Annotated in this window: 13 protein-coding genes and 1 pseudogene; 8 read left to right on the top strand and 6 right to left on the bottom strand. The window is 72.6% G+C overall.

The annotated features are described in order from the left end of the window. Positions 1 to 131: 131 nt before the first annotated feature. From AC07PU_RS41670 to AC07PU_RS41660, 3 genes are all read right to left on the bottom strand, one after another. On the bottom strand, positions 132 to 1,433 hold the full coding sequence (locus AC07PU_RS41670) for a type II toxin-antitoxin system HipA family toxin (RefSeq protein WP_495323605.1): 1,302 nt from the start codon (positions 1,431 to 1,433) through the stop codon (positions 132 to 134). A gap of 55 nt (positions 1,434 to 1,488) precedes the next feature. Further along, a complete protein-coding gene (locus tag AC07PU_RS41665; RefSeq protein WP_093351252.1) occupies positions 1,489 to 1,803 on the bottom strand; it encodes a helix-turn-helix transcriptional regulator in 315 nt (104 codons plus the stop codon). A 132-nt stretch (positions 1,804 to 1,935) separates the two neighbouring features. Further along, entirely contained in the window at positions 1,936 to 2,856 is a 921-nt protein-coding gene (locus AC07PU_RS41660) for a tetratricopeptide repeat protein (RefSeq protein ID WP_431510755.1), read from the bottom strand. 36 nt (positions 2,857 to 2,892) lie between these two features. Here AC07PU_RS41660 and purE point away from each other — a divergent pair, with 36 nt between their 5' ends. From purE to AC07PU_RS41645, 3 genes are read left to right on the top strand one after another with little or no spacing between them, the layout of a single operon-like run. After that, positions 2,893 to 3,435, top strand: coding sequence for a 5-(carboxyamino)imidazole ribonucleotide mutase (gene purE, locus AC07PU_RS41655; protein WP_203203305.1), 543 nt, complete (start codon positions 2,893 to 2,895; stop codon positions 3,433 to 3,435). Beyond that, positions 3,432 to 4,613: a 5-(carboxyamino)imidazole ribonucleotide synthase gene (locus AC07PU_RS41650; RefSeq protein ID WP_296775059.1), complete on the top strand. Its 1,182-nt coding sequence runs from the start codon at positions 3,432 to 3,434 to the stop codon at positions 4,611 to 4,613. Before purE ends, AC07PU_RS41650 begins: the two co-directional genes overlap by 4 nt. A 7-nt stretch (positions 4,614 to 4,620) precedes the next feature. Beyond that, the gene (locus tag AC07PU_RS41645; RefSeq protein WP_495323593.1) at positions 4,621 to 5,622 is read left to right on the top strand and encodes an L-threonylcarbamoyladenylate synthase; all 1,002 of its coding nucleotides are present in this window, start codon (positions 4,621 to 4,623) and stop codon (positions 5,620 to 5,622) included. Positions 5,623 to 5,693: 71 nt separating this feature from the next. On the opposite strand, the gene AC07PU_RS41640 is transcribed toward AC07PU_RS41645, so the two are convergent. From AC07PU_RS41640 to AC07PU_RS41630, 3 genes are all read right to left on the bottom strand, one after another. After that, entirely contained in the window at positions 5,694 to 7,295 is a 1,602-nt protein-coding gene (locus AC07PU_RS41640; protein WP_495323592.1) for an alpha/beta hydrolase family protein, read from the bottom strand. A 157-nt stretch (positions 7,296 to 7,452) separates the two neighbouring features. Beyond that, positions 7,453 to 8,907, bottom strand: coding sequence for a D-alanyl-D-alanine carboxypeptidase/D-alanyl-D-alanine endopeptidase (gene dacB, locus AC07PU_RS41635; RefSeq protein ID WP_495323591.1), 1,455 nt, complete (start codon positions 8,905 to 8,907; stop codon positions 7,453 to 7,455). 8 nt (positions 8,908 to 8,915) lie between these two features. Next, on the bottom strand, positions 8,916 to 9,503 hold the full coding sequence (locus tag AC07PU_RS41630) for a GDP-mannose pyrophosphatase (RefSeq protein WP_495323590.1): 588 nt from the start codon (positions 9,501 to 9,503) through the stop codon (positions 8,916 to 8,918). 79 nt (positions 9,504 to 9,582) lie between these two features. Here AC07PU_RS41630 and AC07PU_RS41625 point away from each other — a divergent pair, with 79 nt between their 5' ends. From AC07PU_RS41625 to AC07PU_RS41605, 5 genes and pseudogenes are all read left to right on the top strand, one after another. Then, complete coding sequence (locus tag AC07PU_RS41625) at positions 9,583 to 10,353, top strand: DeoR/GlpR family DNA-binding transcription regulator (RefSeq protein WP_495323589.1); 771 nt, start codon at positions 9,583 to 9,585, stop codon at positions 10,351 to 10,353. 66 nt (positions 10,354 to 10,419) lie between these two features. Continuing rightward, a complete protein-coding gene (locus tag AC07PU_RS41620) occupies positions 10,420 to 11,454 on the top strand; it encodes a DMT family transporter (RefSeq protein WP_495323588.1) in 1,035 nt (344 codons plus the stop codon). Beyond that, a complete protein-coding gene (tsaB, locus tag AC07PU_RS41615; protein WP_495323587.1) occupies positions 11,447 to 12,175 on the top strand; it encodes a tRNA (adenosine(37)-N6)-threonylcarbamoyltransferase complex dimerization subunit type 1 TsaB in 729 nt (242 codons plus the stop codon). Before AC07PU_RS41620 ends, tsaB begins: the two co-directional genes overlap by 8 nt. After that, complete coding sequence (rimI, locus tag AC07PU_RS41610) at positions 12,172 to 12,726, top strand: ribosomal protein S18-alanine N-acetyltransferase (RefSeq protein ID WP_093351228.1); 555 nt, start codon at positions 12,172 to 12,174, stop codon at positions 12,724 to 12,726. The genes tsaB and rimI overlap by 4 nt, the downstream gene beginning before the upstream one ends. Further along, positions 12,723 to 12,988 (top strand): annotated as a pseudogene (locus AC07PU_RS41605) (uracil-DNA glycosylase family protein); the annotation flags it as partial. The gene rimI and the pseudogene AC07PU_RS41605, both read left to right, overlap by 4 nt.

The following is a 12,988-nucleotide window of genomic DNA, read 5'->3' as shown; positions in this document are numbered from 1 at the left end:
GGCGGGCGGAGGAGCGCATGGCCAGTCTGTCCTTTTGACGAATCTGCAACAAGGTGAAATCGGCGTCATCGTATGCGAGCCGGCGTGGCTCGCCAACGCCGGGGGCCAGTGGGTGTTTGGGCCCCGCGCGCTCAGCGCGGCAGGTCGGCCGCGAGCGCCACGCCGCCGTCGAGCCGGGCCTGCACGCAGCGCCGCACGGCCGGTGGGGTGGCGTCGTCGGCCAGCAGCGCCGGCCACTCGGCGCGCGCCTGGCGCACCGTGTCGCGCGCGATCGCCAGCAGCCGCGCGGGACGCAGCAGCCCGGCGTCGCGCAGCAGCGCCTCGAGCGCGGGCCAGCCGAAGGCGCGCAGCTTGGCGTCGATGGCGCGGTTGACCGCGTAGTCGCTGCCGGGCACCTGTTCGAAGAAGGCGGCCACGCAGACCGGGTCGTAGAGCGGCGCGAGCACCGGCGCCACGCCGTCGGGATAGCGCAGCGCCCAGTTCTTGAGGTGCGCGTCGCTGTTGCCCAGCAGGATGAAGGCGACGATGCGCCGCACGCATTCGCGCACGTCGGCCACGGGGTCCGGCGACAGCCGGTCGAGCACGCGCAGCATCGCGGGCCCGTCGATCGCGAGGCCGCGGCCGTACTTCTGGCGCGGCTCGTACTGCAGCACCTGCGCGAACTCCTCCATGTGGATGCGCCCGCCGTCGGGCGTGCGGTCGAAGCGGCGCACCGCGAGGATCTGCTCGAACGGCAGCTGCTCGGGCAGGTCGGCGTCGGCGCGGCCGATCACGCTGGCCTCGGCGCAGTCCAGGCCGAGCGCGCCGCACAGGCGGTAGCCGGCGATCTCGTTGGCGACCAGGTCCGGATGGCGCACGGTCGGCAGCTTGAGGATGAAGGAGCCGGCCGCGCCGTGGCGCCGCACCACGTAGCGCCGGCCGTCCTGCACGGCCGAGAACTTGGTCACCACGCCGGGGATGGCGGCGGCGTCCTCCACCGGCATCTCGACGAAGCCGGGCTCGAGCACGTCGAGCCCGAGCGCGGTGTGCCAGTGCCGCACCGGGTCGGGAATGCCCTCGGCCCGGGGCACCGGCTCGACCTCGATCGCGCCCATCAGGTCGTGGCCGGCGGCGGCCAGCAGCTCGAACTCGTCGTCGGCGCGGCAGCCGCGCTGCTGCGCGAGGCGCTCGCGGTTGTGGCCCTCGGGCAGCAGGTTCTGGAAATAGCCGGGCCAGTGGCCGTCGGCGCGCGACACCCGCGCGTCGCGCGCCGAGCCCAGGATGGCGCGCGTGGCGGCCTCGTCGGCGCCGCGGTAGGCCAGCGACAGCGTGGGGCGCGCCGGGTCGTCGACATAGCCGGGGTCGAAGGACACGCGCAGGATGTCGCCGTACTGCGAGAGCCAGCCGATGGCGCGCCGCCGCGAGGCATCGCCGCCCGGGGCGTGCAGGTACATCCGCAGGTAGCGGATGCTGGTGGTGAAGGCGGCGTCGCTCACGGTGGCGTGACGCTCAGCGCGGGCCGCGCCCGGTCTCCAGGCTCTGCGCGATCGACGGCGGGGCCTCGATGCCGGCCGGCTGGCCGAGCAGCCGGCCGCCCGCGCGCACGAAGTCCTCGAGCGTGGGGCGCAGCGCCGCGGGCACCGGCATCAGGTCGAGCCCCAGCACGCGCGCCATCTCGAGCAGGGTCGACAGCCGCGGGTCGATCTGGCCGCTCTCGATGCGCTGCACCGTCATGCGCGACAGGCCCGCGCGCGTGGCCAGCGCCTCCTGGCTCAGGCCGGCGGCCTTGCGCGCCTGTTCGAGTTCCTGGATCAAATGGATCATTAGAGCGATCTTTTTAGGAAAAAAGAGTAGTGATGGTAGCTATGTGGGCGTGAAGCGGCAAATAAAAAAAGCGACTCGTAAGTCGCTTTTTGATGAAATTGCGCATTTGGCTGCGCTTTTGCAGGAATCGCCTCAGCTCAACACCACGCTGCTGAGCCGGCGGCGGTAGGTCGCCACGGTCGGATCGTCGGGCGGAATCTGGCCGTCGGCCACCTTCACCTTGGGCGGCTCGATCAGCTCGAGGATCGCCACGTAGGTCTTGCGCGCGAGTTCCTCGCTCCAGGCCTTGTCGCGCATCAGGATCTCGAGCAGCTCGTCCATCGCGGCGGTCCACTGCTGCTCCGCGACCAGCAGGCGGGCGCGGTCGAAGCGGGCCTGGAAGTCGCGCTTGTTGGCGGCGATCTTCGCGTCGAGCTCGGCCACGGCCGGCGCCGCACCCGTGGGCGGGGCCGCGAAGTCGATGGCGTCCATCCAGCGCTGCAGCGCCTCGAAGCGGCGCACCGCCGCGGCCTTGGCGATCACCGGCGCGAACGCCACCTTGGCATCGTCGGAACGGCCGAGCTGCAGCAGCAGCTTCACGTAGTCGAAGCGGGCATCGTCGTTGGCCGGGTCGGTGGCCACCGCGTGCTGCAGCTTCTCGAGCGCACCCTCGGTGTCGCCCTCGGCCAGCGCTTCCTGCGCCGCTTCTTCCTCGGCGGCCGCCTCGGCCTCGTCGGCGCCCGGCACGTGCTTGTCGAGGAACTCGCGGATCTTCTCGGCGGGGATGGCGCCGACGAAGCCGTCGACCGGCTGGCCGTCCTTGAACATCACGCAGAACGGGATGCTGCGCACGCCGAACATCTCGGACAGCTGCGAGGAGATCTGCGGCACCTTGTCGGCGTCGAGCTTGGCCAGCGTGAAGCGCCCGGCGTACTCCACCTCGAGCTTTTCGAGCACCGGCCCGAGCTGTTTGCAGGGGCCGCACCATTCGGCCCAGATGTCCAGCAGCACCGGCCGGGCGAGGGAGGCTTCGATCAGCTCGTCCTGGAAATTTTCGAGAGTGATGTCGATCATCGGGAACAACTGGGGGTGAAACGTAAAATTGAAACCATGAACGAAACCATTCAGGTCGGTGTGGTGATGGGCTCCAACTCCGATTGGGAGACGATGCGCAACGCGGTCGAGATTCTCCAGCAATTCGGCATCCGTCACGAAGCGAAGGTGGTCTCCGCCCACCGCATGCCCGATACGCTCTTCGCGTACGCCGAAAGCGCCGCCGGGCGCGGCCTCGCGGCGATCATCGCCGGCGCGGGGGGCGCGGCCCACCTGCCGGGCATGCTGGCCTCCAAGACCACGGTGCCGGTGCTCGGCGTGCCGGTCGCTAGCCGGCACCTGCAGGGCGTCGATTCCCTCTACAGCATCGTGCAGATGCCCAAGGGCGTGCCGGTCGCCACCTTCGCCATCGGCAATGCCGGCGCGGCCAACGCGGCGCTGTTCGCGGTCTCCATGCTGGCGGTCAACGACCCCGGCCTGCGCGCGAAGCTCGATGCCTTCCGCGCGGCCCAGACCGCCGCGGCCGAGGCGATGGCGCTGCCGCCCGTGGAACCGGCCCCGGTTTCTCCTTTCTCGCCGCAAGGCGGAGGTGCCCTGTGAGCAGCAACAACGGCGACCTGCCGATCCTTCCGGGCGCCACGCTCGGCGTTCTCGGCGGCGGCCAGCTCGGCCGCATGTTCGTGCATGCCGCCCAGCGCATGGGCTACTTCACCGCGGTGCTCGACCCCGACGCCGACAGCCCGGCCGGCCGGGTCAGCCACCACCACATCCACACCGACTACGGCGACGTCGACGGCCTCGCGCGGCTGGCCGGCCTGGCCGACGCCGTGACCACCGAGTTCGAGAACGTGCCCGCGCCCTCGCTCGAGCACCTCGCGGTGGCGCGGCCGGTGGCGCCCGCCGCCCCGGCGATCGCGATCGCGCAGGACCGGATCGCCGAGAAGGCCCATTTCGGCCGCTGCGGCGTGGCCTGCGCGCCCTACGCGGCGATCGAGACCGCGGCCCAGCTCGCGGCGGTGGAGGACCGGCTCCTGCCAGGCATCCTGAAGACCGCGCGCCTGGGCTACGACGGCAAGGGCCAGCAGCGCGTGCGCACGCGCGCCGAGCTGGTCGATGCCTGGCAGGCCACGGGCTGCGTGCCCTGCGTGCTCGAGCAGCTGCTGCCGCTGGACTTCGAATGCTCGGTGATCGTGGCGCGCGGCCGCGATGGCCAGGTGGTGCACTTCCCGCCCCAGCGCAACCTGCACCGCGACGGCATCCTGGCCGTGACCGAGGTGCATCCGCAGAACATGCCCAAGACCGTGGCCCAGGCCGCGATCACCGGGGCGAAGAACATCGCCAACGGCCTCGGCTACGTCGGCGTGCTGTGCGTCGAGTTCTTCGTGCTGGCCGACGGCTCGCTGGTGGTCAACGAGATGGCGCCGCGCCCGCACAACAGCGGCCACTACACCATGGAGGCCTGCGACGTGTCGCAGTTCGAGCTGCAGGTGCGCACCCTGGCCGGCCTGCCGCTGGCCATGCCGCGCCAGCACAGTCCGGCCGTCATGCTGAACCTGCTGGGCGACCTGTGGTTCTCGGCCGGCGACGACACGCCGGTCTCGCCGCGCTGGAGCGAGGTGCTCGCGCTGCCCGGCGCCCACCTGCACCTGTACGGCAAGATCGAGCCGCGCCGCGGCCGCAAGATGGGCCACCTGACCTTCACCGGCGCCGACGCCGGCCAGGTGCGCGCCATCGCCTCGCAGGTCGCGCTGCTGCTCGGCCTGCCGCCGGTGGCATGAAGGCCGCATGATCCTCGACGGCCAATCGCCCGCAGCCATCACCGAGGCGGCGCGCATCCTGCGCGCCGGCGGGCTGGTGGCCTTTCCCACCGAGACCGTCTACGGCCTCGGTGCCGACGCCAGCAACGACGCGGCCGTGGCCGGCATCTTCCAGGCCAAGGGCCGGCCGGCCGACCATCCGCTGATCGTGCACGTGGCCGCCGGCACCAAAGGCACCGAGGCGCTGTCGCGCTTCGCCCAGCCGCTGCCGCCGTTCGCGCAGAAGCTGGTGCAGGCCTTCTGGCCCGGACCGCTGACCCTGATCGTCACGCGCCAGCCCGGCGTGGCCGCCGCCGCCGCCGGCGGGCAGGACACCATCGGCCTGCGCTGCCCCTCGCACCCGGTGGCACAGGCGCTGCTCGAGGCCTGCGCCGAGCAGGGCGTGCCCGGTCTCGCGGGTCCGAGCGCCAACCGCTTCGGCCGCGTGAGCCCGACCACCGCGCAGCACGTGTTCGGTGAATTCGGCGACACCGTGCCGGTGATCGACGGCGGCGCCTGCGAGGTCGGCATCGAGTCGACCATCGTCGACTGCAGCCGCGGCGCGCCGGTGCTGCTGCGCCCGGGGCTGATCACGCGCGCGCAGATCGAGGCCGCCTGCGGCGAACGCCTGCGCGACCGCGAACTCATGGCCATGCCCGACCCGCGCGCCTCGGGCACGCTGGAGGCGCACTACGCGCCCGACGCCAAGGTGCGGCTGATGGACGCCAAAGCGATCCAGACCGGCCTCGACGTGCTCGGCGCCAATGCCGCCCACATCGCGATCTGGACCCGCAGCGCCGTGCGCAGCCGTTCGCAGCGCGTCGTGCAGCGGCGCATGCCCGACGACGCGGCCGCCAGCGCGCAGCAGCTGTTCGCGGTGCTGCGCGAGTTCGACGCCCAGGGCGTCAAGCTGATCTGGGTCGAGACACCGCCCGACACGCCCGAGTGGGAGGGCGTGCGCGACCGCCTGCAGCGGGCCGCCGCGGCCTGAGATTCGCGCACCATGAAGAAGGCCCGGCAGTACCGGGCCTTCTTCTTTCTCGGGGCAGGCCCCGGCGAGCTTCAGCCCCCCGCCGCCAGCACGCCCTGGAAGAAGCCGCGTGCCGCCGCCAGGCAGAACGGCGGCGCCAGCGTGCCGTGGTAGGCCAGCATCACGGCGCGGTCCTTGTCGGCGTCGCTGCCATCAGTGCCCTGCTTGAGCACGTCCTTGGCCTGCGCGAAGCCGGCGCGCGCGGCCGAGTAGGCGTCGGTGGTCGCGTTGTCCTCGAGGTCGACCACGGTCAGCTGCTGCGCCGGCATGCCCTTGGCGCGGAAGTAGCCGGCGGTGGCGCGCGTGCTCAGGAAGTTGACGGTCGGGTCCTGCGCGCCGCCGCACATCAGCACCGGCTTGGCCGGCACCCAGTTGCGCAGGTCGTTGGCGCGCGCGGCCTTGCGGAAGCCCAGCGTGGGCGCGCAGTCGAGCGGCGTGGCGGAGTTCAGCGAGTTCGCGGTGGCCGGCAGCGCGTTGCCGGGGCAGCGGCTGCCGTCGATGTCGTTGGAGGCGCGCGTCAGGTAGCTCTGGCGCACCAGGTTGCCGGCGCCGTAGAAGATCGACAGCGCCGGATCGACCGGACCGGGCGTGGCGCCGGCCGGGTACAGCGCGAGCTGCGGCAGCTTGCCCTGCGCGATCAGCGTGCTGGTGGGCGTGAGGCTCGGCAGCAGGGTGTCGATGCCGGTCGCGTACTGCGCCTCGTAGATGTCGCTGGTGCTGCCGTAGACGTCGCCGAACTGCTGCTGCCAGCTGGTCGACAGCAGCGGCACGAACAGCGTGCTGCCGAGCGCCGGCCAGCCCTTGAAGTTGTAGTCCACCAGCAGGCTGATGGCCGAGGGCGCCGACAGCGGCGCCGAGGCCGTCACCGTCTTGCCCGTGGCCTGCAGCTCGCGGTGCGCGGCCAGCGCCACGTAGCCGCCCTGCGAATAGCCGGTGACGAACAGCGAGCCCGCGTCCGCGGCGTCGATGTTGGCGAAGGTCTTGCGCGCGGCGGTCAGCGCATCGACCATGTCCTTGCCCTGCTGGTCGCCGTTGAGGTAGGGGTGGTAGGGCAGCGTCGACTTGTCGTAGCCCGCGTAGTTGGGCGCCACCACGATGAAGCCCTGGGCCGCCAGCATGGCCGCGACCACCACGCCTTCGCCGGCGGCGGCCTGGTTCAGGTCGGCCCACTTGGCGATGTTGTAGTCGCGCGCGGCATTGGTGCCGTGGGCGTACAGCACGATCGGGCGCGGGCCGCTGCAGGCCGCGTCGCCGCCGCGCGGCACCATGATGGCGGCCGTGGCGTTGGTAGCCTCGCCCTTGCCGCCGATGGTGCGGTATTCGAGGTAGCGCGTGTCGATGCCGCACTTGGGCTGGCCCGACACCTGCAGCAGTGCCTTGCCCTTGTCGTCGAGCTGCAGCAGCGCGCGGAAGTCGCCGGCCGACAGGCTCAGCACGCGCTCGGGCGGGTTGGTCACCACCGAGCCGCGGCCGGTGTCCTCGGGCGGCGGCGTGGTCGGCGGAAAGATGCCGATGCCGCCACCACCGCCGCCGCCTCCGCAGGCCGAGAGCAGCAGCGCCGCGCCCGCGAGGGCGACGGCGAACAGGTGGCGGGAAGAAGCGGATGGCCTTGCGGGTGGCACGGGTCTTTGCACGTCTTTGTCTCCTGGATCGATGGGGTGCGCGATGCGCACCGTGGCCCGGCTCGGCGGGCGAACGGGCGTTCGATTCTGTCAGCGCCGCTGCGGCGCGCAAGCGGTGGCGGCCTACACAACGTTTTCAGTACAGGCCGCGCGCCTCGGCCCCGGGCCTTCAGTTGTCCTGCGCGGTCCAGTCGACCAGCGCGTCGAAGGCCGCGCGCGCCGCGCCCGCGTTCTCGGCGTTGGCGATCGCCACCAGCACGTAGCGCCGGCCGCTCGCGCCATGCACGTAGCCGGCGATGCCCGAGGCATCGCGCAGGGTGCCGGTCTTCAGGTGCGCGGCGCCGCCCGAGCGCAGCGTGCGCTTGCGCAGGGTGCCGTCCACGCCGAGCGCGGGCAGCGAGCCCACGAGCTCGGGCATCACCGGCGAGCGCCAGGCCACCTGCAGCATCTTGCCGAGCGCGGCCGCGCTGATGCGCTCGTCGCGCGACAGGCCCGAGCCGTTCTCGAACACCGGCGGCGCCTCGCCGGTGCCGATGCGCTCGCGCCACCACTGGACCAGCGCGCCGCGCGAGGCCTCGAAGGTGCCGCGGTTCTTCTGCGTGAGGCCGAGGGTCAGGAACACCTGCTGCGCCATCACGTTGTTGCTGTACTTGTTGATGTCGCGGATCACCTCGGGCAGCGGCGGCGAGGCGAACTCGAACGCCGGCTTGAGCCCCGCGGGCACGCGGCCCTCGCGCATCTGGCCGCCCACGCGCCCGCCCATCTCGGCCCACAGGCCGCCGATGGCGCGCAGCGCGTAGCTGCGCGGATCGGCATAGGCCACGGCCCAGCTCTTCTCGCCGCAGGCGGCGGGAAAGCCGCCGTTGAAGCGGATGCGGTTCGGATCGCCGTAGTCGGCGCGCAGCGCCGTGCGCCAGTCGCCGCATTCGCCGGGCGAAAGCGGCACCGTCTGCGGCATCGCCACGGCCGCGAGCGGCGGCTCGTAGCTCACGCGCGCGAACTGGCCGCCGCGGTCGGGCACGAAGGTCATGTTGACCGACTTGAAGTTCAGCAGCAGCGCATCGGGCGAGGCGTTGTAGGGGCGCAGCGGCTCGCCGTCGAAGGCGGCCGGGTCGTTCTCGACCGTGTTCTCGAAGGCGCTGCGGTCGATCACGATGTCGCCGCTGACGCTCGTGATGCCCAGGCCCTGCACGTGGCGCAGCAGCAGCCACATGCGCTCGATCACCAGCTTGGGATCGCCCTGGCCCTTGATGTAGAGGTTGCCGTTGAGCACGCCGTTGGCGATGCTGCCCTCGACGTAGACCGGCGTGTTCCAGGTGTAGGCCGCGCCCAGCAGGTCGAGCGCGGCGTAGGTGGTCACCAGCTTCATGATCGAGGCGGGGTTCACCGGCACCTGCGTGCGCCAGGCCAGCCGCGGTGGGCGCAGGCCGTCGGCATCGGCGACCAGCATGGTCACGGCGTCGCGCGGCAGCTTGGCGCGGGTGAGCGCGGCATCGACCTCGGCCGGCAGCGGCTGCGGCTGCGGCTGCTGGGCGTGGGCGCCGGCGGCCAGGCACAGCGCGAAGGCGCAGAGCGCGCGGGAAGGACGGGGAAAGGGAAGGCGTGCGACGGTGACAGCGGGCATGCGGCCCATTATCCCGGCGCGAAAAGATGCAGCCGCGCGTGGTACAGCAGCAGGATCGTCTTCGCGTCCGCGATGCGGCCGTCGGCCACCATGGTCAGCGCCTCGTCGATGCCGAACTCGAGCACCTCGATGTCCTCGCCCTCCTCGGGCAGCCCGCCGCCCGCGCCCACGCGCATCGAGGGCTCGTACTCGGCGACGAAGAAGTGCAGCTTCTCGGTCACCGAGCCCGGGCTCATGAAGCATTCGAAGACCTTCTGCACCGCGCCCAGCCGGTAGCCGAGCTCCTCCTCGACCTCGGCGCGGATGCGTTCCTCGGGCGCTGCGTTGTCGAGCAGGCCGGCGGCGGCCTCGATCAGCAGGTCGTCCCAGCCGTTGACGAAGGCCGGGTAGCGGAACTGCCGCGTCAGCAGCACTGTGCGCCGCGCGCGGTTGTAGGCCAGCAGGGTGGCGCCGTTGCCGCGGTCGTAGGTCTCGCGGTGCATGCGCTGCCAACTGCCGTCGCTGCGGCGCCAGTCGAAGGCCGTGGTCTTCAGCGTGTACCAGTTGTCGGAGAGGAGGGTGACTTCGTGCACCCGGACGCGGTCTTGCAGGGTCATGACGGCGAGCATAGGTGCGAATTCGTGCAATAACAAGAAAATTCGTGCAATCGCGTGAAGCCGCCGCTACCATCGGCCCATGCTCACCCGGCAGCGCAAGCAACACATCCTCTCGGTCCTGGCGCGCGACGGCCAGGTGGTCGCCAAGCCGCTCAGCGAGGCGCTGGGCCTGTCGGAAGACACGATCCGGCGCGACCTGCGCGAGCTCGCGGCCGAGGGCCGGCTGCAGCGCGTGCACGGCGGCGCGCTGCCGCTGGCGCCGGCCGAGGCCAACCTCGCGGGCCGCCAGCGCATCGCGCCCGGGGAGAAGGTGGCAATCGGCCGCGCCGCGGCGCGCATGGTGCGCCCGGGCCAGGTGGTGTTCGTCGACGGCGGCACCACCGCCGTGCAGCTCGCGCGCCACCTGCCGCTGGACCTGCGCGCCACCGTCGTCACCCACAGCCCGCTGGTGGCGGCCGAACTGGCCGGCCATGACCGGCTCGAGCTGCTGCTGATCGGCGGGCGGCTGTTCCGGCATTCGATGGTGGCGGTGGGCGCGGCCGCGATGGACGCCATCTCGCGCGTGCATGCCGACCTCTTCTTCCTGGGCGTCACCGGCGTGCATGCCGAGGCCGGCCTGACCACCGGCGACAGCGAGGAGGCCGAGATCAAGCGCGCGCTGATGGCCGCGGCCGCCGAGACCGTGGTGCTGGCCTCGTCCGAGAAGCTGGGCGCGGCCTCGGCCTGGGTCGTGAACCCGGTGCGCGCGGCCGCGCGGCTGCTGGTGTCGCCCGAGGCGCCCGAGAAGGCGCTGGCGCCGCTGCGCCGGGCCGGGCTGGCGATCGTGCGCAGCGATGCCGCGGCCGGCTGACCGAACCGTGGTCCACGATTCGCCCCTGCCGGGCGGGGTCCGCGGGGCCCCTCGATAATCCCGGGGATGCCCGCCGCGCCCCCGATGTCTCCCCCTGCCCGTCTCTCCCCCCGCACCGTCGGCATCGGCGCGGCCGTGATCACCGTGCTGGTGTGGACCGCCTTCATCGTCATCGCGCGCGCCTCGGCCGGCCGCTCGCTGTCCCCGTTCGACATCGCCTTCGCGCGCATCTGCGGCGCCAGCCTGGTGCTGGTGCCCTGGGGCGCGTGGCTGGTGCTGCGCGCCCGCGCGGACGGCGCGCAGGCGGCGGCCTCCTTCTTCGGCCTGTCGCCGCTGTCGCTGCGCGTCACGGCCATGGCCGGCGTGTTCGGCGGCGTCGCCTATGCCGTGTGCGCCTACTGCGGCTTCTTCTTCGCGCCGGCCAGCCACGCCTCGGTGCTGCTGCCCGGCAGCCTGCCGCTGTGGACCACGCTGCTGGCCGCGCTGGTGCTGCGCGACCGCATCACGCCGGCGCGCGCGCTCGGGCTGGCGCTGATCGTCGCGGGCGACCTGCTGGTGGGCGGGCGCAGCCTGCTGCATGCCTTCGAGGGCGGCGAGGTCTGGAAGGGCGACCTGCTGTTCATGAGCGCGGCCTTCTGCTGGGCCTGCTACAGCATCGTGGTGCGCCGCCACGGCCTCGATGCCGTGCGCGCCACCATCGCCATCACCGTGTTCGCGCTGCTGAGCTACGTGCCGGTCTACAGCCTGCTGGTGGCCGGCGGCTGGGTCGCGAGCCGCATCGGCAGCGCGCCCTGGGGCGAGCTGGCGTTCCAGATGCTGTTCCAGGGCATCGGCTCGGTCGTGGTGTCGGGTATCACCTTCACGAAGATGGTCCAGCACTTCGGCCCGGTGCGCACCACCATGATCACGGCGCTGGTGCCCGGCCTGTCGGCGCTGGGCGCGGTGCTGTGGCTCGACGAGCCGCTCTACTGGAACCTGGTCGCCGGCCTGCTGCTGGTGACCGCCGGCATCCTGTTCGGCGTGCAGAAGCCGGCGCCCGCGCGCGCCGCCGGCCTGGTGCCGGCCGTGGCCGCGGTGGCGGGAGGGCGTCGCGATGTCTGACGTGTTGGCCTTCGACACCAGCACCGAGCAGCTGTCGATCGCGGTGCGCCGCGGCGAGCGCGTGTGGACGCACGAGGGCGCGGGCGGCGCCCAGTCCTCGGCCACGCTGATCCCGCTGATCCAGCAGCTGCTGGCCGAGGCCGGCCTCGCGCTGGCGCAGCTCGACGCCATCGCCTTCGGCCGCGGCCCGGGCTCGTTCACCGGGCTGCGCACCGCCTGCGCGGTGGCGCAGGGCCTGGCGCTCGGCTCGGGCGTGCCGCTGCTGCCGGTCGACACCCTGCTGGCGGTGGCCGAGGAGGCGCGCCATGCCTTCGGCGCGCAGCGCACGGTGGCGCTGCTAGACGCGCGCATGGAGGAGATCTACGCCGCGCGCTACGACTTCGAGGCCCATGGCCCGCTCGGCGAGCCCGCCGCCGGCGCCGAGGGTCCTCTGCTGATGGTGCCCGAATCGCTCGCGGTGCCGCCCGGCTGGGCGCTGGCCGGCAATGCCTTCGCCGCCTACGGCGAGCGGCTGCCGGCCGCGGCCGCGCGCCACGCGGTGCTGCCCACGGCCGCCGCCCTGCTGCGCCTGGCCCCCGCGCTGTTGGCGGCAGGCCGCACCGTGCCCGCGGCGCAGGCCTGGCCGCTCTACGTTCGCGATAAAGTGGCGCAAACCACCGAGGAACGTGCCGCCATCAAGGCGGCCGCCGCCCACCACAACACACCGCCCGCGACCGCATGAGCGCCCTCCCGCAACCCGTGGAAGCCCGCCTCGAGCCGCTCACCATCGAGCGGCTCGACGCCGTCTGCGCCGTCGAGCAGACGGCCTACAGCCATCCCTGGACGCGCGCCAACTTCACCGACTCGATCGCCGTCGGCTACCACTGCCAGTGCCTGCTGGCGCCGGTCGCCGGCACCGGCATCGAGGCGGCGCGCTTCTCTCCGGTCACCAGCCTCGGCGAGATGCTGATCGGCTATTTCGTGGCCATGAAGGGCGTCGACGAGGTGCACCTGCTCAACATCACCGTGGCGCCGGCGTTCCAGCGCCAGGGCTGGGCGCCGTTGATGCTCGAGGCGCTGACCGGCTGGTCGCGCGCCCAGGGCGCCCAGTGGCTGTGGCTCGAGGTGCGCCAGAGCAACCGGCGCGCGCTCGACATCTACCTGCGCCAGGGCTATCGCACGGTCGGCGTGCGCAAGGGCTACTACCCGGGCGCCGAGGGCGGCCGCGAGGATGCGATCGTCATGAGCATGCGCCTCAACGAAACAGGCAGTGCCTGGGGAGCCTTGCGATGAACGCCGCCGTGCAGACCCTGCGGCTCGATGCGCGCCAGCGCGCGATGCTCGACGAGATGGGCGTGAAGGTCTGGTGGCCGGTGCCCGAGGCGGCCGAGGTCCCCGTGGCCGTGGCGCCCGCGCCGGTGGTGGAGGACGAGGCCGAACCGGTCGACATGCCGCCGCCGGACGCCCGCTACGACACCCGTGACGACGCCGCGCCCGAACCCGAACCGGTCGCGCCGCGCGCCCCGGCCGCCGCGCGGGCGCCCGTGGCCGCGCC

The organism is Variovorax sp. GW821-FHT10D07 (genome assembly GCF_059415325.1).
Note: the sequence above shows the minus strand (reverse complement) of the source record. Positions and strands in the feature narration are given on the sequence as shown.